The sequence below is a fragment of the Streptomyces sp. NPDC088553 genome (assembly GCF_044752965.1).
In the GTDB taxonomy this organism is placed as follows: Bacteria; Actinomycetota; Actinomycetes; order Streptomycetales; family Streptomycetaceae; genus Streptomyces.
Window position 1 is genome coordinate 173073 of sequence record NZ_JBIVMG010000005.1, and the last position, 20435, is coordinate 193507.

At 73.3% G+C, this 20435-nt stretch carries 21 protein-coding genes; 13 read left to right on the top strand and 8 right to left on the bottom strand.

Features of this window, described 5'->3' with window-relative positions; genetic code table 11:
• The first annotated feature begins 2 nt into the window (after positions 1-2).
• Complete coding sequence (locus ACIP8Z_RS17535) at positions 3-674, top strand: maleylpyruvate isomerase family mycothiol-dependent enzyme (protein ID WP_402084214.1); 672 nt, start codon at positions 3-5, stop codon at positions 672-674.
• An 88-nt stretch (positions 675-762) separates the two neighbouring features.
• Here ACIP8Z_RS17535 and ACIP8Z_RS17540 read toward each other — a convergent pair whose 3' ends face one another.
• The gene (locus tag ACIP8Z_RS17540; protein WP_402084217.1) at positions 763-1509 is read right to left on the bottom strand and encodes a dienelactone hydrolase family protein; all 747 of its coding nucleotides are present in this window, start codon (positions 1507-1509) and stop codon (positions 763-765) included.
• A gap of 76 nt (positions 1510-1585) precedes the next feature.
• Here ACIP8Z_RS17540 and ACIP8Z_RS17545 point away from each other — a divergent pair, with 76 nt between their 5' ends.
• The 3 genes from ACIP8Z_RS17545 to ACIP8Z_RS17555 all read left to right on the top strand — a co-directional run bounded on the left by ACIP8Z_RS17545 (position 1586) and on the right by ACIP8Z_RS17555 (position 3940).
• A complete protein-coding gene (locus tag ACIP8Z_RS17545; protein ID WP_402084220.1) occupies positions 1586-2128 on the top strand; it encodes a GNAT family N-acetyltransferase in 543 nt (180 codons plus the stop codon).
• A gap of 216 nt (positions 2129-2344) precedes the next feature.
• Positions 2345-3508 carry a serine hydrolase domain-containing protein gene (locus tag ACIP8Z_RS17550; RefSeq protein WP_402084223.1) on the top strand — a complete coding sequence of 388 codons (1164 nt, stop codon included), beginning with the start codon at positions 2345-2347 and terminating at the stop codon, positions 3506-3508.
• 153 nt (positions 3509-3661) lie between these two features.
• Positions 3662-3940 (top strand): hypothetical protein, encoded by a 279-nt coding sequence (locus ACIP8Z_RS17555; RefSeq protein WP_402084226.1) that lies wholly within the window; start codon positions 3662-3664, stop codon positions 3938-3940.
• A gap of 72 nt (positions 3941-4012) precedes the next feature.
• On the opposite strand, the gene ACIP8Z_RS17560 is transcribed toward ACIP8Z_RS17555, so the two are convergent.
• Positions 4013-5542 (bottom strand): endonuclease/exonuclease/phosphatase family protein, encoded by a 1530-nt coding sequence (locus tag ACIP8Z_RS17560; RefSeq protein WP_402084229.1) that lies wholly within the window; start codon positions 5540-5542, stop codon positions 4013-4015.
• 197 nt (positions 5543-5739) lie between these two features.
• Here ACIP8Z_RS17560 and ACIP8Z_RS17565 point away from each other — a divergent pair, with 197 nt between their 5' ends.
• The 3 genes from ACIP8Z_RS17565 (at position 5740) to ACIP8Z_RS17575 (ending at position 8171) form a co-directional block, all read left to right on the top strand.
• A complete protein-coding gene (locus ACIP8Z_RS17565; protein ID WP_402084232.1) occupies positions 5740-6075 on the top strand; it encodes a DUF2087 domain-containing protein in 336 nt (111 codons plus the stop codon).
• Positions 6072-6701, top strand: coding sequence for a LysE family transporter (locus ACIP8Z_RS17570; protein ID WP_402084235.1), 630 nt, complete (start codon positions 6072-6074; stop codon positions 6699-6701). Before ACIP8Z_RS17565 ends, ACIP8Z_RS17570 begins: the two co-directional genes overlap by 4 nt.
• 99 nt (positions 6702-6800) lie before the next feature.
• Positions 6801-8171, top strand: coding sequence for an amino acid permease (locus tag ACIP8Z_RS17575; RefSeq protein ID WP_402084238.1), 1371 nt, complete (start codon positions 6801-6803; stop codon positions 8169-8171).
• On the opposite strand, the gene ACIP8Z_RS17580 is transcribed toward ACIP8Z_RS17575, so the two are convergent.
• Both ACIP8Z_RS17580 and ACIP8Z_RS17585 read right to left on the bottom strand, forming a co-directional pair.
• A complete protein-coding gene (locus ACIP8Z_RS17580; protein ID WP_402084241.1) occupies positions 8095-8778 on the bottom strand; it encodes a TetR/AcrR family transcriptional regulator in 684 nt (227 codons plus the stop codon). The genes ACIP8Z_RS17575 and ACIP8Z_RS17580 overlap by 77 nt on opposite strands.
• A gap of 30 nt (positions 8779-8808) precedes the next feature.
• Complete coding sequence (locus ACIP8Z_RS17585; RefSeq protein WP_402084244.1) at positions 8809-9924, bottom strand: MFS transporter; 1116 nt, start codon at positions 9922-9924, stop codon at positions 8809-8811.
• Between the two features lie 147 nt (positions 9925-10071).
• Here ACIP8Z_RS17585 and ACIP8Z_RS17590 point away from each other — a divergent pair, with 147 nt between their 5' ends.
• On the top strand, positions 10072-10641 hold the full coding sequence (locus ACIP8Z_RS17590; RefSeq protein ID WP_402084247.1) for an NADPH-dependent FMN reductase: 570 nt from the start codon (positions 10072-10074) through the stop codon (positions 10639-10641).
• Here ACIP8Z_RS17590 and ACIP8Z_RS17595 read toward each other — a convergent pair.
• The 4 genes from ACIP8Z_RS17595 to ACIP8Z_RS17610 form a co-directional block, all read right to left on the bottom strand.
• Positions 10613-11002, bottom strand: a complete 390-nt coding sequence (locus ACIP8Z_RS17595; protein ID WP_402084249.1) for a hypothetical protein — start codon at positions 11000-11002, stop codon at positions 10613-10615. The two genes, ACIP8Z_RS17590 and ACIP8Z_RS17595, sit on opposite strands and share 29 nt — an antisense overlap.
• Positions 11003-11066: 64 nt before the next feature.
• Complete coding sequence (locus ACIP8Z_RS17600; RefSeq protein WP_402084252.1) at positions 11067-11228, bottom strand: hypothetical protein; 162 nt, start codon at positions 11226-11228, stop codon at positions 11067-11069.
• Between the two features lie 152 nt (positions 11229-11380).
• A complete protein-coding gene (locus tag ACIP8Z_RS17605) occupies positions 11381-12388 on the bottom strand; it encodes a hypothetical protein (RefSeq protein WP_402084254.1) in 1008 nt (335 codons plus the stop codon).
• A 134-nt stretch (positions 12389-12522) separates the two neighbouring features.
• Positions 12523-13266 carry a PIG-L deacetylase family protein gene (locus ACIP8Z_RS17610; protein WP_402084257.1) on the bottom strand — a complete coding sequence of 248 codons (744 nt, stop codon included), beginning with the start codon at positions 13264-13266 and terminating at the stop codon, positions 12523-12525.
• 149 nt (positions 13267-13415) lie between these two features.
• Between ACIP8Z_RS17610 and asnB the strand changes: the two genes are divergently transcribed.
• The 5 genes from asnB to mshA all read left to right on the top strand — a co-directional run bounded on the left by asnB (position 13416) and on the right by mshA (position 20387).
• The gene (asnB, locus tag ACIP8Z_RS17615; protein ID WP_402084260.1) at positions 13416-15233 is read left to right on the top strand and encodes an asparagine synthase (glutamine-hydrolyzing); all 1818 of its coding nucleotides are present in this window, start codon (positions 13416-13418) and stop codon (positions 15231-15233) included.
• Positions 15234-15444: 211 nt separating this feature from the next.
• Positions 15445-16401: a hypothetical protein gene (locus ACIP8Z_RS17620; protein ID WP_402084262.1), complete on the top strand. Its 957-nt coding sequence runs from the start codon at positions 15445-15447 to the stop codon at positions 16399-16401.
• A gap of 102 nt (positions 16402-16503) precedes the next feature.
• On the top strand, positions 16504-17250 hold the full coding sequence (locus ACIP8Z_RS17625; protein ID WP_209496170.1) for an SDR family oxidoreductase: 747 nt from the start codon (positions 16504-16506) through the stop codon (positions 17248-17250).
• Positions 17251-17374: 124 nt separating this feature from the next.
• Positions 17375-18940, top strand: a complete 1566-nt coding sequence (locus tag ACIP8Z_RS17630; RefSeq protein ID WP_402084265.1) for a class I tRNA ligase family protein — start codon at positions 17375-17377, stop codon at positions 18938-18940.
• A gap of 133 nt (positions 18941-19073) precedes the next feature.
• The gene (gene mshA / locus ACIP8Z_RS17635; RefSeq protein WP_402085282.1) at positions 19074-20387 is read left to right on the top strand and encodes a D-inositol-3-phosphate glycosyltransferase; all 1314 of its coding nucleotides are present in this window, start codon (positions 19074-19076) and stop codon (positions 20385-20387) included.
• Positions 20388-20435: the final 48 nt, after the last annotated feature.

Genomic DNA, 20435 nt, shown 5'->3' on the forward strand with positions numbered 1-20435 from the left:
TGATGTGTACGAACGATGACGGGCGCGACCCGTGGCTCCCGGACCGGCTCCTCAGGACGGAACGGGACCTGCTGATGCCCCTCCTGCGCCGGACACCCGAGGAGGCGTACGAGCTCCGCACCGCCTGCCCCGGGTGGACGGCGAGGCAGGTCCTCGCCCACTGCGGCGCGGCCCTGGTCAGGATCGTCGAGGACCGCCTGGAGGAGGGCGTGTTCCTGCCCGAGGCGAACGCCTGCGACGTCGCCGAACGCGAGGACTGGCCGCTGGGCCGCATCCTCGACGAACTGGAACGCGGCCTGACGGAGGCGGGCCCGGTGATCGCCGCACGCGAGGACGGCCGGCTCGACGCGGTGGCGCTCGGCGAATGGGTCCACGCGGGCGACGTACGGGAGGCCTTCGGCGAACCGGGCGCGTACTGCGGCAAGGCGCTGGAGCTGGCGCTCCCGCTCCTCACGGTGACGAGCCGCAAGCGGGAGACGCCGCGCCTGGTGGGCGTCCTGGAGGACGGCACGCTGCCCCGGGTCTCCCTGGGCAAAGAGATCGCGGGCCGCCCTACGGCCGTCTTCAAGGGCGACGCGTCGACGCTGATCCGCATCTACGCGGGGCGCCCGCTGGTGCGGACCCGGTACGAACTGAGCGGCGCGACGGAACAGGAACTCCTGATCTACCGCTGACCGTGCCCGCCGCCTCCCTGACGAGCCCCCGCCCCACGTTCCGAGGCGCGACCCCGAGCCTTGCCGCGCCTCCGTGCGGCGGCGGTGGTCAGTCCGCGAGGGTGCGGGTGAGGAGGGGCAGGAGTCGGTCCCAGTGGCGCTGCGTCCCGGACGGGCTGAAGGCGCTCGTGTCGGCCATGGTGAAGCCGTGCTCGGTGCCGGGGTAGATCTCGTTGCTGTGACGGACGCCGGCGGCTTCCAGGACCTCGTTGAGCCCGCCGAACTCCTCGGGCGTCATGTCGCCCTCGGCGATCCCGAAGTGCACCTCGGCGGTGACCTTCGGGGCGAGGAGGTGCGGGCTGTCGGCCGCGTCCGTGATCAGGGCGCCGGGGTGGAAACCGGCGACGGCGGCGACCCGGTCGGGGTGGGCGGCGGCGGTACGCATCGCCAGGACGCCGCCCAGGCAGTACCCGACGACGCCGACGGGCCCGTCGGCGACCTCGGGCCGGCCGGTGAGGAACGAGAGATAGGCGTCGGCGTCGATCAGGACGCGGTCGGTGGTGTGCGCGAGGTAGAAGGGCATGAGCTGCTCGAAGAGCGCGGGCCGCTCCTCCTCGCCGATGTGCTCGGGAAGCTCGATGAGGGGCGCCGGCCCCTCCCGGTAGTAGACGTTGGGCACGAGCACGAAGTACCCGTGCCCGGCGAGCTCCCGCGCCATCTCCTCAAGCCGCGGCCGAGGACCGAACACATCCATGTAGAGCAGCACGCCCGGGTGCTGCCGGCCCTCGTCGGGGAAGGCGGCGAAGGCGTCGGCCCGGCCGTCGGGCGTGGGTATCCGCAGTGTCGTGGTGGCCATGGGAACGACCGTAACAGCCTTGATCAGCCCCCTTATTGGTTTGCCGTCGGCGAACCGGGTCGGGTAGGAAGCTCTCATGCTGAGGGGTAGCAAGGTCGGGCTCAGGGCCCGGTACGAGGAAGACATCCCGATCCTGCGGGCCGAGCTCTACGACGACGTGGTCAACGCGTCGCGAGCGGAAGCCGGGCCCTGGCGGCCGATCACGCCCGGTTCGAAGGACCGGCGGCTCGTCGTGGACGACACGGCCGAGGGCCATGTCTCCTTCTCCATCGTCGAGCTGCAGGGCGGCACGCTGATCGGCTCCGCGAACCTGTGGGGCATCGACACCCACAACCGGTCCGCGCACATCGGCCTGGGACTGCTGCCGTCCGCCCGCGGCAAGGGCTACGGCACCGACGTGGTCGCGACGCTGTGCCACTACGGCTTCGTCGTGCGCAGCCTCCAGCGGCTGCAGATCGAGACCCTGGCGGACAACACCGCGATGCTCCGCTCCGCCGAGAGCAACGGCTTCGTCCGCGAGGGCGTACTGCGGTCCTCGGCCTGGGTGATGGGCGAGTTCCTGGACGAGGTCATCCTCGGACTCCTCCTCCAGGACTGGAAGCCGAACCCGGGCGTCTAGGCCCGCTCGCGCGTCGTGACCCGCAGCCGCCCTGGACGGCGGCGGCGTGTCCCTCCTCGTCGGGGTTACCCCGGGATCGTGGTCAGGGGTCAGACGGGCGGTGTGTCAGGGGCCGGTCGGGGGCCGGTCAGGGTGATCACCGATGGGCTACGAGCCCTGTGCGCACCAGAGTCGGGGGTGTCAGAACGACTCGTCCCCACCGCTCCGGAGCACCCCATGCGCCTTCGTCTCGCCGCCACCGGCCTCGCCCTGGCCGCCTCCGTCACCGCTGTCGCGGCCGTCACCGCCGGCTCCGCCGGTGCCGCTCAGCCGGGCGCCGGTGTCACGCCCGCCACCGGTACCCCGGCGGCGACTCTGAAGGGCTCGGCCGCCCTGAACCCCGCCCTCCAGGGGGTCCTGAGCCGCATGCCCGACCCGGTCGTCGCGGGTGCGCTCGTCAGACGGGACGGGGCGGGGGTCGCCGTCGGCCCGGTCACCGCCGACGCGCATTTCCGGATCGGCAGCGTCACCAAGACGTTCACCAGCACCGTCGTGCTTCAGCTCGTCGCCGAGCGCCGGATCGCACTCGACGCACCCGCGCGGCGGTACGTCCCCGAGCTGCTCCCCGAGGCGTACGACCGGGTCACCGTCCGTCAGCTCCTCGACCACACGAGTGGGCTGCCCATGCCCGCCCCGACCCCGGGGCCGAAGGACGGGCCCGGATGGCAGTTCACGTCCGTGCGGCCCGCGGACTCCTTGCGCGCGTCGTTCGCCGCGGCGGCGGCCGCGACCCAGCCGCCGCCCGCGCCCGGCTCCGAGCAGCAGTACAACGGGCTCAACTCCCTCGTCCTCGGCCTGCTCGTCGAGAAGGTCACCGGCCGTTCCCTCGCCGACGAGCTGGAGCGGCGGATCATCCGGCCCCTCCACCTCCGCCACACCAGCCTGCCCGCCGCCGACGACCTGAGCATCCCCTCGCCGCACGCGACGGTGTACGTCGCCGGGCACGACGTCACGGAGCAGAGCCCCTACCCGTGGGCGGAGGGCGGCATGATCTCCACCGCCGCCGACCTGGAGCGGTTCTTCACCGCACTGTTCCGGGGCCGTCTGCTCCCGCCCGCCCAGCAGAAGCTGGTCTTCGACGTGCCGCGGGTGAGGAGCGCCGCCGGCAACACGAACTGCTTCGGCGGGCCCGCCTGCTTCAGCGTCGGCGGTCTCATGAGCTACCGGCTCGGCGACCAGGAGGTCGTCTGGGGCAAGACGGGGTCCCGGCCCGGCTGGGACAACGGGTTCTTCGCCACCAAGGACCTCCGGCACCGTGTCACGTACTCGCTGAACTCGACCGGGGCCGCCAGTCCGCTCACGCACATCCAGCAGGTGGTCGGCGCGGCCCTCGTCGACTGACCGGTGAGATCGGGCGGCGGCGAACGGCCCGTCCGGCGCGGACGATCGTCGCTCGTTCGGGGTGCGCCGCCGTGCGGGCGGTCCAGCCCGCTGGTGTGCTGGTCGGGATTCCGCGCGCCCGCGCCCGAATCCCCCACGCACAGGAGCAGCGGCATGGCTGTCATCGTCACCGTCGAGATCCCCGGCGGCACGCAGGAGCAGTACGAGGAGACCACCCGGCTCCTGGAGGCTTCCGACTGGTTTCCGCCGGCGGGGTTCATCGCGCACGCCGCCGGGCCCGACGGGAGCGGGGGGTGGCGGGTGGTGGACTTCTGGGAGTCCGAGGACGCCTTCCTCGCCTTCGCGGAGAAGGCCCGGCCGATCTTCGACCGGGGTGGCGTCCGTACGATCCTGCCCACGATCCAGGAGGCCGTGAACGTCATCGTGAGGTGAGCCGGTGGACCGGTCCGGTCCGGAGCCCCCGCGGGGCGCACCGGACCGGACCGGTACGGGTGGGCGCCGTGCTCAGAAGCGGTAGCGCGCCTTGATCGGATAGTGGTCCGACCGGCCCGCGTCGGCCGGCACGTCGCACGAGACGACCGTCCCGGAGGGCGGACCGAACAGGTAGTCGATCTTGATGAAGCGGTTCTGCGCCGGGTCGGACTTGATGATCGGCTTCGTGGCCCGGCCGTCACGCGGCCGCGCGCTCCAGAGCCCCTCGTCGCATTCCTTGTCCGCCGCGTAGGCCGAAGCCGTGACGTCCTTGGGGGCGTCCGGCGACTCGGAGTCCGGCGGGGTGGCGTTGAGGTCGCCGCCGTAGACGGTCCGGTAGCCGGGCATCGTGTACGAGCGGACGATCTTCTGCAGCTCCGCGGCCTGCTCCCGGCGCTTCGTGCCGTCCAGGTCGTCCTCCTTCAGGCCGGCGCTGAAGTGGGCCGTGCAGAACTGCAGGGCCTGGGCCGGGAGAACGGCGCAGATCGCGGTCCGCTGCTCCATGCGCACCCACGCGCCCTCGATGGTCCTGTTCTGCGGCGACGGCAGGTCGTACGAGTGGTACCAGACGTTGGAGTCCGGCACGGCGAGGCCGATGCCGTAGGAGCCGCGGTCCTTCCACCCGGTTGCCGCCGAACCGGAGTTGTCGCAGGTCCTGGCGGCCTTCACCGCGGAGTTGTCGACGGTGAACCTGATGGGGGCGAAGCGTACGTCCCATCCGGTCCCCGTCTTCGCCTCCAGCGAGGTCTCGATGGCCTTGGCGTGCGACTCGCACATCTCCTGGAGGAACACGGCACGGTACTGCTGGGCCTCCGCCGTGGTGCCCATCCGGTCGGCGATCTGGCCGCCCAGGGAGGGGCCTTCCACCCGGTGGTTGGCGCAGGCGGCGTTGTGGTTGGCGCAGACGTTCCACGACATCACGCGGAAGTCGGCAGCCGGAGCGGGGGAGGCGGGGGCGGGGCGGCCGCCCTCGTCACTCGCGTTCTCCTCGCCCAGGTGGACGAGCTGGAACTTCTGCCAGGAGCCGACCGAGTCCCCTCGTGCACGCAGCAGCCCCGCGTCGTTCCCGGGGTCCTGCACCTCGGCGGTCACGTACTTGTCGCCGTCGTTCGTGGCGGCCTTCAGGGCGTAGGTGCCGTCCGTCTGCTTCTCCAGCTGGAGCTTCTCCCAGTCGCCGGCCGTGGTGCCGCGGGCCCGGAGCAGGTTCTGGTGGGTGCCGGTGTAGCCGCGTTCGGTCGTGACGTAGTTGCCGTTGCCCTCCGAACGCAGGGTGGTGCTCAACCCCTTGTCGTCGGTGTGCAGCGTGAACTTCTCCCAGGAACCCAGGTCGTCGAGCGTGGCCGCGGCCTTGCGGGCACGGAGCATGGCCTGCCCGGCGCCGGTGGTGTCGACCTCCACCGACACGTAGAGCCCGCCGGCGCCGACGGACTTGAGCGCGTACTTGTCGCTCGCGGTGACGGGGACCGGGCGGGCCTCCACCGCCTGGGCCTGCACGGGCGTCATGGCCATCACCGCGAACAGTGCGGAGCACAGCACCGCCAAGCGGCGCGCTGTCCGTCTCATCTGCCTACCCCCATCAAGGTCTGTGAATGGACAAACGGCGCACGGTACGGCACCGCCGCGGCGGCGATCAATGGCCGGCCGGGGCATCCGTCACGTCCGCTGCGCGAGGCCCGCACCCCCCGCTCGATCGGGGCTCGTCGCCGCGAGGGGCGAAAACCCTTTGCGGGGCGTGCCGGTGGACGCCAGGCTTCTCCGCCATGACCAGTCATCCTTCCCGCCCTTCCGACGAGGCCCGTCCGCCCCGCCCGGTCGCGGACCTGTTCTCCGCCGACGGGCGCCTCAAGGCGATCCCGCGCAGGCCGGCCCGCCGTGAGGCCCTCCTCGCGCACCTCACCGACAGCCTCTTCGCTCCCGACCGGGACTACCGCGAGCCCGAGGTCAACCAGGCCCTGCTCACCGTCCACGAGGACTTCTCCGCCCTGCGGCGGTATCTCGTGATCGGCGGCTTCCTCGCCCGGACCAAGGACGGCTCGGCGTACCGCCGACAGCAGCAGCCCGGCTCCCCCGGAGGCGCGATCCCCGCCGTCGCGTGACCGCCGCGGTGGTGGCCGGCCTGCTCGCCGGCTACGGCATCGCGATCCCGGTCGGCGCGGTCGGGGCGTACCTGGTGGCCGTGACGGCCCGTACCGGCTGGCGTACGGGCGTGGGCGCGGCGCTCGGGGTCGCCACGGCGGACGGCGTGTACGCCGTGCTCGCGGTGGCCGGCGGCTCGGCGCTCGTTCCGCTGCTGACGCCCGTGATGACCCCGCTGCGGTGGGCCTCGGCCGTGGTGCTCGTGGTGCTCGCGGTACGGGCGGCGTACGCGGCCCTCGCCGCGTACCGGACGGGCGGGCTCGCCTCCCGCGACGACGGGACGGCCCTCGGCCCGGCCCGCGCGTACCTCACCTTCCTGGGGATCACGATCCTCAACCCGATGACGGTGATCTACTTCGCCGCGCTCATCCTCGCGACGGGCCCCTCGGCGCCCGCGACGCTCCCCGACCGGACGGCCTTCGTCCTCGCGGCCCTGGTCGCCTCGGCGAGCTGGCAGCTGCTCCTCGCCCTGGGCGGGACGTTGCTCGGACGGACCCTGACGGGAGCCCGGGGCCGGCTGACCACGGTGCTCGCGTCGAGCACGCTGATCGTCGTCCTGGCGGTACGGCTCGTGGCCCGCTCCTGAGCGATGGACGGTCCCGGGCTCGTGGCCTGAACCGGCTTACCCTTCCCGGGGATCAGCGGCGAATCCGTTCCGCTGACCGTCCGGAATTCGGGGGGAAACATGACAGGGCGGGTACTCGCTGCCGGTCTGCGGCAGCGGCATCTGGCCATGATCGCGCTGGGCGGTGCGATCGGCGCCGGGCTCTTCGTCGGTTCGGGGTTCGGGATCGCCGCCGCCGGGCCCGGCATCCTCGTCTCGTACGTCTGCGCCGGCGCCCTGACCGTCCTGGTCATGCGGATGCTCGGCGAGATGTCGGCGGCCCACCCGGTCACCGGCTCGTTCGCCGAGCACGCCCGCCGGGCGTTCGGGCCGTGGGCCGGGCTGCTCACCGGGTGGATGTACTGGGCGCTGCTCGTCGTGAGCGTCGCCGCCGAGGCCGTCGGGGCCGCGCACATCGTCGGCGGCTGGGTGCCGGCCGTGCCCGGCTGGGTGTGGGTGGCCGGCTTCATGAGCGTCTTCACGGTGAGCAACCTGGCGGGCGTACGGAACTTCGGCGAGTTGGAGTTCTGGTTCGCCGGCCTCAAGATCGCCGCGATCGTCGGCTTCCTCGTGCTCGGCGCCGTCGTCCTCGCCGGCCTGCTGCCCGGCCATCCGTCCCCCGGCACCGCCCATCTCACCGGCCACGGCGGGTTCCTGCCGCACGGCTGGCACGGCGTCGCCGTCGGCATGGTGGCGGCCGTCTTCGCGTTCGGCGGCCTGGAGACGGTGACCATCGCCGCGGCCGAGTGCGACGACCCGGTCCGGGCCGTCCGCAACGGCGTACGGGCCGTCATGTGGCGGGTCGCGGTCTGCTACCTCGGCTCGATGGCCGTCATCGTCACCCTCGTGCCGTGGAACGCCCCGGGCGTCGCCGAGGGCCCGTACGCCGCCGTGGTCGCGAGCACCGGTGTCCCCGGCGCCGCCGACCTGATGAAGGCGGTCGTCCTCGTCGCGCTCCTGTCGGCGATGAACGCCAACATCTACGGCTCCTCGCGCATGCTGTTCGCCCTGGTCGGACGGGGTGACGCGCCCCGCGCCCTCGGCCGGGTGAGCACCGGCGCCGGTGTCCCGTACGCGGCCGTCCTCGCCTCCGCCGCGTTCGGCTTCGTCTCGGTCGTCCTCAGCCTGCTCTGGCCGCGTACGGTCTTCCCGTTCCTGCTCAACTCCATCGGCGCCGCGATCCTGCTGGTCTGGGCGCTGATCGCCGCCTCGCACCTGCGCCTGCACGGCCCCTCCGGAGGCGCGGTGCTCGCGCTCGCGGGGATCGGCGGGGTGCTGCTCTTCATGCTGGGCGATCCGGCGAGCCGCACCCAGCTCCTCACGACGGGGGGCTGGGCGGCGGCGCTGCTGGTGTGGGCGTGGTCGAGGAGGCGCGTCAGGGACGGGCGGCGTACCGCGCCAGGAACAGATCCACTCCCGAAGCGATCACCCGCGTCAGCTCCGCGTCGCTGATCTCGGCGTCGGGGGAGAAGGTACGGACGAGCTGCGGCACGCCCACGGTGGCCGCGACCAACTGCTGCACGGCGAGCGCCGGATCGGGCGCGTCGAGGGTGCCGCGGGCGTCGAGCTCGGTGAAGGCCTCGACGAGCGGGCCGTTGTTCATGTCGTAGCTGACCCGGTACCAGAGCTGCCCGAGTTGCGGGAAACGGTCTATCTCGCCGATCACCAGCCGGCGCAGCGACATGATGTCGGGGCGCAGCAGGATGCGGGCCCAGTCGGTGGTGAGCCGGACGAGCGCGGCACGCAGGTCGGGGGCGTCGGCGAGGGTGGAGTTGGAGGGTTCCAGATCCGCGTACGTCTTCGGGAGCACACCGCCGATGACGGCGAGGAACAGTCGTTCCTTGCTGCCGAAGTGCTTGTAGATCGTCGCCTTGGAGACGCCGGAACCGCGGGTGATCGCGTCCATCGAGGCCGCGGAGTAGCCCTCGGCGAGGAACTCGGCGAGGGCGGCGTCGATGATCGCCTGGCGCTTGCGCGAGGCGGCGTCGGCGGGGTCCGGGATGATCGGGATGCCGTACTCGTCGGTGGCGTCGTCCTGGATGTCGGCTCCGGCTCCCATGGGTGTTCCTTAGCTGTGGTGGCGGGACCGTCAGTATATGAACTGAACGGTTTGGTCTGTAAAGCGCGACGCGAGGGCGGGGCCGGCCGCGACGCCGATCAGGAAGGCCAGGTTGAACAGGCCGATGGCGAGGCCGTGCCGGGCGGCCGGCAGCCCGTCGGTCGCGGCACCCGTGAGCAGCCCCTGAGCTCCGGCCGTGACCAGCGCGCTCGTCCCCGAGGCGAACAGGACGACCGCCGGCCAGGGCGCGGCCATCGCGAGGACGGCCGCGGCGAGCGACCCGAGGGCGAGGACGGCGCGGACACGACGGGCCCCGAGCGCCGGGGCCGCGCGGACCAGCGGCCATGACAGCAGGGCCCCGGCGAGCGCGGCGAGCGAGGCGACGGCCCCGGTCTCCACGGAACTCCAGCCGGTGAGTGCGGCGACGCGACGCGGAGCCGCGTACAGCAGACCGAAGTTGACGGTGGCGACGGCGAGCATGAGTCCGGCGGCGACACGGAAGGCCGGAGCGCGCAGGACGTCGAGGGGGAGCGCGGACAGCCGTCCGTCCGCACCTGTACGAGGAGGGGTGCCGCCCGCCGCCCTCCGCGCCGGAAGCACGGCGAGCAGGCTCAGCAGCGGAAGGACCAGGGCCCCGCGCCACCCGACCGCCCCCGCCAGGGCCGCCCCGGCGAACAGGCCCACCGTGCCGCCGGCCGCGCTGCCGATCGCGACCACGCCCGCGGTACGGCCCGAGCGGTCGCGGCCCGCGATCTGGAAGGCCGCGACGTTGAGCCCGGCCGCGCCCGCCGCCTCGATCACGCGCCCGGCGACGGCCAGGGGCAGGGCCGGGGCGAGGAGGACGAGGGCCGCGCCGAGGGCCACGAGGGCGGCGCCCGCCCCAATGACCCCGGCGGTGCCGCGCCGCGGCCCGGCGACGGCGGAGAGCAGCGGGGTGCCGGCCGCCATGCCGAGCCCGAAGGCCGTCATCAGCCAGGCGGCCGACGCGGGGGAGACGGCCAGCTCGCGGGCGGCCTCGGGGAGGGCGAGGCTCGGCCCCGACACCCCCATCGCGGCGGGCGCGGCGAGGGCGGCGAGCAGGAGGCCGGTCCGGGTCCGGGTCCGCGTCCGCGTCCGGGATTCCTGGTCGGTACGGGTGGTGGCCATGGAAGGAATCAACTACACCGCTCGGTTCAGTGTCAAGACTGAACGGTTCTGTTGACAGACTGAACCGATCGGTTTAGCTTTCTGGTCGTCGGGCCGCGGCAGCAGCCGGCCGGCCGGATCCATTCACTGACGCACAGGGGGCATTCCATGACCGAGTCCACGATCCTCGCCATCTCCGGCTCGCTCCGCGCCGACTCGCACAACACGCAACTGCTGCGCGCCGCCCAGAAGTTCAACCCCGGCGGCCTGGCGATCGAGATCTACGAGGGCCTGCGTGACATCCCGCCGTACGACTTCGACATCGACACCCCCGACCGCCGCCCCGCCGCCGTCGAGGAGCTCCGCCGCCGTGTGACGGAGGCGGACGGCGTGCTCATCGCCACCCCGGAGTTCAACTACTCCATCCCCGGCGTCCTCAAGAACGCGATCGACTGGCTCAGCACCGACTGGACCCGCACCGAGGGCGTGCCTCTGCGCCGCAAGCCCACCGCGATCCTCGGCGCAGGACCGGGCGCGTTCGGCACGGTCCGCGCACAGCTGGCGCTCCGTCAGATCTTCGTCTGCGTCGACGCCGACGTCGTCGTGAAGCCCGAGGTGCACGTCTTCCAGTCGAACGACCGCTTCGACGCCGACGGCAACCTGGTCGACGAGGCGACGATCGGACTCGTGCAGGGACTGCTGACCGCGCTCAAGGACAAGATCGACGCGACGGCCTGAGCGAGGCCGGGGCCGACGCCGGGGTCGAGGCGGACACCGCCACGGCTCCCGCGACCGCCACGGCTCCCGCGACCGCCACGGCTCCCGCGACCGCGAGCACCGCGCCCGCGAGCACCGCGCCCGCCGCGAGCACGCCCCGGCGCGAGCGCCAGGAGAGCACCGACCAGCACGACTGGGCGGAGAGCAGGGAACCGACGCTCGCCCAGGAGCCCACCGAGCCGGCCGACATCGCGGAACCGACGGAGCCGACGGACAGGAACGACCCGACCGAGCCGATCGAGAGCGTCGATCCGACCGAGGCGACGGAGAGGAACGAGTCCCGCGACCAGAGCGACAGCGACGAACCGTGGCGAGAGGTCATACCTCGATCGTAGGGGCGTTCGGAGCGGTGTGCGCGGGCGACGCGTGGGCGCGTACGAGCAGTCCTAACCCCCGCAGGCCGGCAGGAACTCCAGGCCTTCCGGGGTCCCGAAGCGCACCACCGCGAGGTACGCCTCCGGGTAGTCGCAGCCGACGTCCGTCCACTGGAGCGCGAGGACCGTCCAGACGACGAACAGGGCAAGGATCCACCAACGCCACTTTGACATGTCCGCCACGTACCCGCCGGTCACGCGGAGGAATCGCTTCCCTCCGCCCGCGTGTCTCCCGCACCGGGGACGGGAGACACGCCCCGACCGGCGGACCGGCGGACCGGCGGACCGGCGGACCGGCGCACCGGCCGACTGGCTGACCGCCGTCCTCAGTCCAGCTGCGCCATGCGCCGCCTGTTGCCGTCGTCCGTGTCCTGCTGGCTGCTCGACGCCAGCAGGATCGCGTCGGGCAGGGCGGTGCTCAGGTGGTTGCCGACGGCGGTGGTGGCCGCGGCGAGCCGGTCGAGGACCAGGTCGACGGCCTCGGCCAGCTCGATGCCGAGGGCGCCGCTGCCCTTGGCGGTGCCGTGCTCTCCGACGGCCTCGTTCAGCTTGGTGCCGGTGTCGCCGAGGACCTCGCCGCCGACCTCGGCGATCCTGCGGGCCGCGAGCTGGTGTTCCTCGTGGTCCACCTTCAGGACGCTGCCGATCGCGCGGCCGTGGGCCCCGCTTGCCGCGGCGCCCGTGGCGATGCCGTCGGCGATCCCCTTCTCGGCCCCGCCGCCCGCCCGGTCGAAGGCGTCCTTCCAGTGGGACCCGCCGGAGCCGCCCCCGCCGTCGCCGGACGTGCCCGCGAGATCGTTCGGGATCTTCTCCAGGGCGATCACGGCGGGGTCCGTGAGGACGGTTCGGAGCGCCTTCCGGAGGCTCTGGACGTCCGACCGGTATTCGGCGTTCGCCTTCCGTGCCGTCTCGGCGTTCGCGCGCGCGACCGTGGCCGGGCCTGCCGGGCTGAGGGCCACCGCGGCATCGGCCGCGGCCTCGTTCGCGGTGAGCGCGACGGCCGTGTTCGTGACGGACAGCTTGAGCGCGGCGATCGTGCCCGGCAGCTCCCTCACCCTGAGCGCCAGGGCCCGGGCCGCGGTGCCGAGGGGCGTCATGTCGTCCCTCTTGACCCGGTCCCAGTGCTCCGCCAGGGCGGTGATCGCTTCGCCCTTCCCGGAGGGGAGCAGGCGGTCCATGCACTTGCCGGCGACCGCGGTGTCGTCGTCGATGAGCGCGGCGAACGAGTCCAGACCGGCTGCCAGGAGGGCGTACACGTCCTCGTCGACCTCCGGCCAGGACAGGCCGTACTTCTGGACCGCAAGCCGAGTCGCGCTGTCGAGCTCGATCCCCATGCCGTCAACTCCCCCTCGTCACGCGCGCGTTGGTCCCACGCGCCCCCACGTGTGGCGCTCACGGTCTCACGCGCCCCTGAAGGTCACAAGGCCGACCGTCCCGGCCCGGGCCGGCCGTCGGCGGGGGCCCGCGCTCAGTCGATGTGCACGATCTGGAAGGCCTCCGCCATCCGTCCCGCCGGCAGCCCGCCCGCCGTCGCGTGCTCGCCCAGCCAGGTGCGCAGGAGTCCCGCGAGGTCGTCGAAGTGGGCCGTCTGGGAGGTGTGGATGCGCAGTGCCTCGACCTTGCGCTCGAAGACCGGGGTGACATCCACGTACTGGTTCGGGGTGGGGCCGGTCATCAGCCACAGTTCGTGGACGATCCACGGTTTCAGGCCCTCCTCCTTCAGCAGGGAGGGGTGGGCGAAGGGGTTGCGGGCCTCGGGGTAGACCGCGCGCAGACAGGCGTCGCCGACGGCGCGGTGGTCGGGGTGGAGGTCGGCGACCCGCGCCCAGTTGATCTCGGGGGAGGGGATGATCGCGCGCTGCGGCCGTACCTCCCGTATCACCCGGCACAGGTCGCGGCGGAGTTCCACGGAGGCCTCCACGAAGCTGTCGGGGTAGCCGAGGAAGCGGACGTCGGCGACGCCGCTGAGCTTGGCGGAGTGGACCTGTTCGGCGCGGCGCAGATCCGCCATGGCCTGGCGGGGGAGCCTGTCGTCGTAACCGCCGGCGCCGCCGTCCGTGACGATGCAGTACGTGACGCGGGTGCCGCGCTCGATCCACTGCATGACGGTGCCGCTGACGCAGAACTCGATGTCGTCGGGGTGCGCGGCCACGACGAGCAGCGACTCGGGTGCGGTGCGGGCGGTGTGGTCGTAGTCCTCCATGTCCCTCATGGGGTCAGCCTGTTGGGGCGGCGGGGGCGTCGCAAGGCCGTGCCGTGGCGTGAACAGGACATGGCACTTACGCGCCATTCAAAAACTTGGTAGATTCAAATCATTGGTTTGCATGGGTGAGTGAGTGATGTGCTTGGAGGGTGACCGCTGTGTGCAGGATTCTCGGCTCCTTCGCCGCCGGAGCGGCGGCCCACGCCGACCGCCCCGACCCGGCGCAACTCGCCGCCGTGTCGGCCCGCCAGCGCCACGGCGGACCCGACGAACACGCCGTGCTCACCGGACCCGGCTGGTCCCTCGGCTGCGACCGGCTCGCCGTCACCGACCCCTGCGGCGGACAGCAGCCCTACCGGCTGCCGCACCTCCCCGGCGTCCTCGCCGTCCTCAACGGCGAGATCTACAACCACGCCGAGCTGCGCCGCGCCCTCGCCGCCCGCGGCCACCGGTTCCCCGACCGCTGCGACGGCACGCTGCTGCCCGCGCTCTACGCCGAGTACGGACCCGCGTTCGCCGAGCGCCTCGACGGCATGTTCGCCGTGGCCATGCTCGACCTGCGCCCCGGCAGCACCCGACTCGTCCTCGCCGTCGACGACATGGGCATGAAACCGATCCATCTCCACCACGACCCGTACGACGGATCCACCCGGTTCGCCTCCGAGATCCCCGCGCTCCTCGCCTTCGAAGGAGTACGGATCTCCCCGCGCGAGGACTCCCTCGACACGGTCCTCGCCACCCGTACGTCCTTCTCCACGCACACCGCGCTCGACGGCGTCAGCGTCCTGCCGCCCGGAGCCACCGCCTTCGTACGGCCCGGTGCCGCGCCCGTCGTTCGCCGCCGGGGGACGCACCGGAGCACGCCCGTCGGCGACACCCAGGACGTCCTGCGGCACGAGGTGCGGCGGCTCGCCGAGGCCGACGTGCCCGTCTGCGCCATCGCCAGCGGCGGCCTCGACTCCGGGCTCGTCACCGCGCTCGCCGCCGAACAGGCCCGCGAGAACGACGCGCCGCCGCTGCACACCTTCCACCTCACCTACCGGGGCCGGTGGCCCGACTCCGAGGCGGCGTACGCCCGTTCCGTCGCGCGCCGGACCCGTACCGTGCACCACGAGGTCGCCGTCGACCCCGACGAGATCGGCTCCCTCCTCACCCGGACCGTCCGCCACCTCGGCCAGCCCAACGCCGACCCCATCACCCTCTCCACGTACGCGCTGTTCCGCGCCGTCCGCGAGAACGGCTTCACCGTCGCGCTCACCGGCGACGGCGCCGACGAACTCTTCGGCGGGTACGACCGGATGCGGGCGGCCCTCGCGGCGCCGGCGGGCACGGACTGGGCGGGGACGTACGCGGACGCGCTCTCGGCGGCGCCGAGGCTGCTCCGCGAGCACCTGTACACCGCCAACTACCGTGCGCACATCGCCGATCAGGGGTCGGCGGCCGACCGCATCGAGCAGGAGCTGCGCTCGGCCGAGGCGGTCGGCGAGGACCGGCTCACCGCGATGACGGCCTTCGAGACGCGCTGGCGGCTGCCCGCGTACCACCTGCGGCGCGTGGACCACCTGTCGATGGCGTGGGCGGTCGAGGCGCGGATGCCGTTCTGCCAGCCGGCGGTGGTGACGCACGCGCGTGCGCTGCCGACGGCGGCGCGGACGGGGAAGCGGGCGCTGTACGAGGCGGGGGAGGAACTGCTTCCCTCGGCAGTCCTGCGCCGCCCCAAACAGCCCTTCACCCTGCCGCTGTCGGCGATGCTCGCACCGGGCGGCCCGCTCCTGGAAACGGTCCGGGAGCTGCTGTCCCCGGCGCGGCTGGTCCTGGGCGGGAAGGTCCGCGCGGACCGCGTGCAGAAACTCCTGACCCGGCACGAGGAACGCCCGTCGCAGCATGACGCCCAAGCGCTCTGGGCCCTGGCGGTCCACGAACTGTGGACGGAGGTGGTCCAGGGCATGCGAATCCCCACCGGCTGTGCGGCCTGACTCCCCGGGACCCCGCCGTCCCGCCCCCGCCCGGTCGACGAAACCCGCCACGCCCGCGTCCGCGCCCGCCCCCCGGGTGGGCAATCGCCCCTCCCCCGGACTCCGTCCGGGGGGACCCCCAGGGGCGGTGGGGGTCCCCCCGGACGAAGTCCGGGGGAGGGTGGGCACACGGGACGGCGCGCCCGGCGGCGCCTCCGCCCCAGCGGAACGCATGCCCACAACGGGCGGCGGCGGGGGTGGCGTCCGCGCCGCAGGGGCAACGGCAGGCGGCCGTGGCGCCCCCGCCACGAGCGCCACTTCCGCCGCCCTCGTTCGCGCCCACGACGCCCCCGGCCCCACCCTCGTCCTCCGGCTCGACCACCTACCCCCCGGCGCGCTCGCCTCCGCCCGCGAGCTCGCGGCCTTGCGGCAGGCCCTCGCCGGCACTCCCTACGCGGGGATCGGCAAGATCGCCCTGTACGGGGCCGGGGCCGGGCCCACCCACCCCGCCCGCCTCGACTACCGCTTCGTCCAGGCCCTCCCCGACGGCCGTTTCGACTTCCGCGCCGGCTGCGGCCACTCCCTCCTCGCCTGCGTCGTCGCCGACGGCCGCCCCGGTCCCGTCACCGTCCGCGCCGTGACCACCGGCGACACCGTCGCGTGCGTGCCCGAGACACAGCGGGGCGCGTACACCCTGCACTTCCTCCGCGCCCCCACCGCCCCCGGCACCCTCCCCACCGGCCGCCCTCTCGACCTCCTCGACGGCACCCCCGTCTCCCTCGTCCGCTACGGCAACCCGTACGTCTTCGTCGACGCCCGACACCTTCCCGAGGAGAGGCTCCGGGAGCGGCTCGAAGGGCTCCGCGCCCACGCCGCCCGGCTCCTCGGGCATCCGCCCCACTCCGCCCTCCCCAAGATCGCCGTCTTCACCGAGGGCCCCGGCGGGATCGCCGTCCGGGCGCTCACCGTCGGCGGCTGGCACCCTCGGCTCGCCCTGACCGGCGCCGCCGCCCTCGCCGCCGCCGGCGCGCTCGACGGGACCGTCGTGCCGCCGGTGGACGGCGAGGTCCACACCCCCGGCGGCACCGTCACCGTCTCCACCGGGCCCGACCGCGTCCGCGTCCACCACAAGCGCGCCGAGCTGCTCGAAAGGCTCGAACTGCCGTGGCGTATCCACGCAACGGCGTGAACGCGCACCCCTCTCACCAGGCCCGGGGTCCGCTTCCTCTGCCACGCTGAAATGGACCGGCAATCGGTATCGGTATCCGTTCCGTGGGGAGAGCAGACACACATGAAATTCGAGAATCTGCGTGTCGTCGTGACCGGAGCGTCCCGCTATTTCGGTCGCGCGCTGGCCGTCGGATTCGCGCATCTCGGCGCCGAGGTCTATGTCTCGGCGCGGACCGTCGAGGCCGCCGAACGCACCCGTACCGAGGTCATGGGCTCGGCCCGTGACCGTATCCACGCCTTCGGCTGCGACCTCAGCAGGCCCGCCGAGATCCGGGAGTTCGCGGCCCGCGTCGGCGAACGCACCGACCGGGTCGACCTGTTGGTCAACAACGGCGCCCGCTGGCTCGACGGCATGGACCTGGAGGCGGCCAGCGACGCCGAGATCGTCGAGACGATCGAGTCGACGGCCGGCGGCACGGTCCTCATGGTGAAGCACTTCCTGCCCCTGCTGCGCGGCTCGCTGCGGCCCGACATCGTCAACATGGTCGCCGTCCGCGACGCCGAGGGCGCCTCCGCCGCGGCCGCCGGCGCCGCCCACGAGGCCTTCTGGGCGGCGAAGAGCGCCCAGGCCGGATTCGCCGACATCCTCTCGCGCCGCCTCCGCCCCTCCGGCGTCCGCGTGTTCTCCCTCTTCCCGCCGGACTTCTCGACCTCCGACCCGCGTTTCGCGGAATGGGACGGCTCGAACCCGGACGGAATCGCGCCCGACGAGAAGCTGACGACGCAGGCGCTCTTCGAATGCGTCGTCTACGCGGTCGAGCAGCCCCGCGACTGCTTCATCCGCTCCTTCCACTTCGAGCCCCGCTGACCGCGCCGACCGCGCCGACCCCGTCACCCCTTCGAGCCCGAGCCCGCTGACCCGCCCTGCGCCGACAGCGCTCCGCCGCACGCGACCGCTGAAGCCCACCGCACCACAGCGTCAAGGAGGTCCCATGAGCACCCCTGTCTGGATCACCGCGACCCCTCCCGCCACCCACGGCGAACTCCACATCGGCCACCTCGCCGGGCCGTACGTCGCCGCCGACGTCCTCACCCGCTATCTGCGCGCCGAGGGCGAGGCCGTCCGGTTCACCACCGGTACCGCCGACCACGCAAGCTCCGTCGAGGTCCGGGCGCTGCGCCACCACCGCAAGCCCGAGGAGGTCGCGGAGGGCTACCGGGCCGCGATCACCGCGGACTGGCTGCGGTCGGGCGTGGAGTTCGACCACATCGTGCGTCCGCGCCGCGACAAGGGATACGGGCGCTGGGTGCAGGACCTCTTCGGGCGGCTCTTCGCGCAGGGCGTCATCGCCCCGCGCACCCGCCTCCTGCCGTACTGCGAGCCGTGCGACCGCTGGCTGTACGGGGCTCACGCCACCGGCACCTGCCCGCACTGCGGCGCGGTCAGCGACGGCGGCATGTGTCACGAGTGCGCGCGGCCGAACGACGGCGGCGACCTCATCGGCGCCCGCTGCGCGCTCTGCGACACCCCGGCGGTGGCCCGCCGCTGCCGCCGGCTCTACGTACCCCTGGAGCCGTTCCGGGAGACGCTCGCCGACTACTGGGCGACGGCCGGGCTGCCGCCGCGGCTGGCCGCGCTGTGCGAGTCGCTGGTCGAGGACGGGCTGCCGGACATCGCGGTCGGCCACCCCGCCGAGTGGGGTCTCCAGGTGCCCGTCGAGGGCTTTCCCGACCACCGGATCGACGGCTGCTTCGAGGCCGCCGCGATGCATCTCTTCGGCTACGACGTGCAGGGCCCGCTGCCCCGCCGCGCGATCCACTTCTGCGGCTTCGGGCACGCCTTCTGCCACGCCGTGCTGCTGCCGGTGCTGCTCCTCGCGCAGGACATCAAGCTGCCGCAGGACTTCAACGTCAACGAGTCGTACGTCATCGAGGAGGGCGTCCAGGAGGGCAACGTCTGGGCGCTCGACCTGCTCACCGAGTACGGCTCCGACACCCTGCGCCGCCATGTGCTCCAGGCCCGCCCGCTGGGCCGCCGCACCGTCTTCCACCGGGAGCGGCTCGCCACCGCCCGCCGCGAGCTGGACGAGAACTGGAACAGCTGGCTGTCCCGGCTCTTCGCCGCCGTCCGGGAGGAGTGCGGCGGGCTCGCCCCGCAGGCGCTGCCCGGCGGCACGGGCTGGGAGATCCTGGAGCGGCGGCTGCACCGGGGCGTCGACGACCTGCGTGAGGCGTACGGCCCCGATGCCTTCGACCCGCGCCGGGCGGTCGCCGTCCTGGACGAGATGGTCCGCTCGGCCGCCGACTTCGGTCATGTCAACGCCCACGAACGCTGCCGGCCCAGCACCTCCTGCCGTCATCTCCCGGCGCTCGCGGCCCAGTTGGCGGTGGCCTCCGCCCTGGCGGCGTGGTCGCGGCCGGTGATGCCGGAGGGTGCGGACCGGCTGGCGGCGGCGCTCCAGGCGGCGCCGGGACGCCCGGTCGACTGGCAGGCCCTGACGGCACCCCTTCCGGGGACTCGGCTGGCACCCCCGTCGGGCCCGGTCTTCGGGTTCTGAAGTCCCCTTGAAGCCCCACACTACTAAGCAACTAAGTACATAAGTAGCTCTCCGCCGCGTGACCGCGCGCGAGCGACGCGCAGGGACACGTGGCCCCTCTTCCCCAGGAGTCCTCGTGTCCCTGCGCGTCGCCATGCTCAGCGTCCACACCTCGCCGCTCCACCAGCCCGGGACGGGGGACGCCGGCGGCATGAACGTCTACATGGTCGAGCTCTCCCGCGCCCTGGCCGAACAGGGCGCGGAGGTCGATCTGTTCACCCGCTGCCGGGGCGAGGGCCTGCCCCCGCTCGTCGAGCTCGCCCCCGGGGTGCGGGTCCGGCATCTGCACGCGGGGCCGCGCCGGGCGCTGCCCAAGGAGGCCATGCCCGATCTGGTGGTGCCGTTCTCGCTGGCCCTGCTCAAGGAGGAGCGGCGGTACGACCTGGTCCACTCGCACTACTGGCTGTCCGGGCAGGCGGGCCGGATCGCCTCGGTGGGCTGGCGGATCCCGCTGGTGCACACCGCCCACACCCTGGCCCGGGTGAAGAACGCCTCGCTGGCCGCGGGTGACACCCCCGAGCCGGAGCTGCGGGTCAGGGGCGAGCGCCAGGTGGTGGGGGCCGCCGACCGGCTGATCGCGAACACGGCGGACGAGGCGGAGGCCTTGCGGTCGCTGTACGGGGCGGCGGCGGAGCGGACCGAGGTGGTGCGTCCGGGGGTCGATCTGCGGACCTTCCACCCGGGGGACGGGCGGGCGGCGGCGCGGGCCCGGCTCGGGCTGCCGGCCGACGCGTTCGTGCCGCTGTACGCGGGCCGCATCCAGCCGTTGAAGGGCCCGGACGTGCTCGTACGGGCGGTCGCCGAGCTGCTGCGGGAGTCCCCGGACCTGCGCCGCCGGCTCCTGGTGCCGGTGGTCGGCGGGCATTCGGGCGCGACCCGCGAGGGGTCGGCGTGGCAGCTCGCCGCGGATCTCGGGGTGACGGATGTGCTGCGGTCCTTCCCTCCCGTACCGCAGGCGCGGCTCGCGGACTGGTACCGGGCGGCGGACGTCCTGGTGGTGCCCTCGCGGAGCGAGTCCTTCGGTCTGGTGGCCCTGGAGGCGCAGGCCTGTGGGACTCCGGTGCTCGCGGCGGCGGTCGGCGGGCTGCCGACGGCGGTGTGGGACGGGGTGACGGGGATGCTGGTGCGGGGTCACGACCCGGTGGAGTACGCGCGCCGGCTCGGTCGGCTCGCCGCACATCCGGAGGCGGTGGGGGCGATGGGGGAGGCGGCGGTGCGGCACGCCCACGGGATGAGCTGGCGGGCGTCGGCCGCGCGCACCGTCGAGGTGTACCGGGGGGCGCTGGCGGAGACGCGCCGGCCGGTGTTCCCGGGCGGGGAGCGGGCGGTGGGGCAGGGGCGGCGGCACGCCCCTGCCCCGTCGGCCCCTCTCTCCTGGAGGAACGAGAAGGCCGTAGCACAAGTCTAGCATCTCTTTTGGTTCGACCAAAGATATGGGGAGCTCCGGATGCGCCAA

What these genes read in the sequence shown, in the direction of transcription:
- ACIP8Z_RS17535 (WP_402084214.1), top strand. Translation starts at nt 3, where the DNA reads ATGTGTACGAACGATGACGGGCGCGACCCGTGGCTCCCGGACCGGCTC.
- ACIP8Z_RS17540 (WP_402084217.1), bottom strand. Translation starts at nt 1,509, where the DNA reads ATGGCCACCACGACACTGCGGATACCCACGCCCGACGGCCGGGCCGAC.
- ACIP8Z_RS17545 (WP_402084220.1), top strand. Translation starts at nt 1,586, where the DNA reads ATGCTGAGGGGTAGCAAGGTCGGGCTCAGGGCCCGGTACGAGGAAGAC.
- ACIP8Z_RS17550 (WP_402084223.1), top strand. Translation starts at nt 2,345, where the DNA reads ATGCGCCTTCGTCTCGCCGCCACCGGCCTCGCCCTGGCCGCCTCCGTC.
- ACIP8Z_RS17555 (WP_402084226.1), top strand. Translation starts at nt 3,662, where the DNA reads ATGGCTGTCATCGTCACCGTCGAGATCCCCGGCGGCACGCAGGAGCAG.
- ACIP8Z_RS17560 (WP_402084229.1), bottom strand. Translation starts at nt 5,542, where the DNA reads ATGAGACGGACAGCGCGCCGCTTGGCGGTGCTGTGCTCCGCACTGTTC.
- ACIP8Z_RS17565 (WP_402084232.1), top strand. Translation starts at nt 5,740, where the DNA reads ATGACCAGTCATCCTTCCCGCCCTTCCGACGAGGCCCGTCCGCCCCGC.
- ACIP8Z_RS17575 (WP_402084238.1), top strand. Translation starts at nt 6,801, where the DNA reads ATGACAGGGCGGGTACTCGCTGCCGGTCTGCGGCAGCGGCATCTGGCC.
- ACIP8Z_RS17580 (WP_402084241.1), bottom strand. Translation starts at nt 8,778, where the DNA reads ATGGGAGCCGGAGCCGACATCCAGGACGACGCCACCGACGAGTACGGC.
- ACIP8Z_RS17585 (WP_402084244.1), bottom strand. Translation starts at nt 9,924, where the DNA reads ATGGCCACCACCCGTACCGACCAGGAATCCCGGACGCGGACGCGGACC.
- ACIP8Z_RS17590 (WP_402084247.1), top strand. Translation starts at nt 10,072, where the DNA reads ATGACCGAGTCCACGATCCTCGCCATCTCCGGCTCGCTCCGCGCCGAC.
- ACIP8Z_RS17595 (WP_402084249.1), bottom strand. Translation starts at nt 11,002, where the DNA reads ATGACCTCTCGCCACGGTTCGTCGCTGTCGCTCTGGTCGCGGGACTCG.
- ACIP8Z_RS17600 (WP_402084252.1), bottom strand. Translation starts at nt 11,228, where the DNA reads ATGTCAAAGTGGCGTTGGTGGATCCTTGCCCTGTTCGTCGTCTGGACG.
- ACIP8Z_RS17605 (WP_402084254.1), bottom strand. Translation starts at nt 12,388, where the DNA reads ATGGGGATCGAGCTCGACAGCGCGACTCGGCTTGCGGTCCAGAAGTAC.
- ACIP8Z_RS17610 (WP_402084257.1), bottom strand. Translation starts at nt 13,266, where the DNA reads ATGAGGGACATGGAGGACTACGACCACACCGCCCGCACCGCACCCGAG.
- ACIP8Z_RS17620 (WP_402084262.1), top strand. Translation starts at nt 15,445, where the DNA reads ATGCCCACAACGGGCGGCGGCGGGGGTGGCGTCCGCGCCGCAGGGGCA.
- ACIP8Z_RS17625 (WP_209496170.1), top strand. Translation starts at nt 16,504, where the DNA reads ATGAAATTCGAGAATCTGCGTGTCGTCGTGACCGGAGCGTCCCGCTAT.
- ACIP8Z_RS17630 (WP_402084265.1), top strand. Translation starts at nt 17,375, where the DNA reads ATGAGCACCCCTGTCTGGATCACCGCGACCCCTCCCGCCACCCACGGC.
- mshA (WP_402085282.1), top strand. Translation starts at nt 19,074, where the DNA reads ATGCTCAGCGTCCACACCTCGCCGCTCCACCAGCCCGGGACGGGGGAC.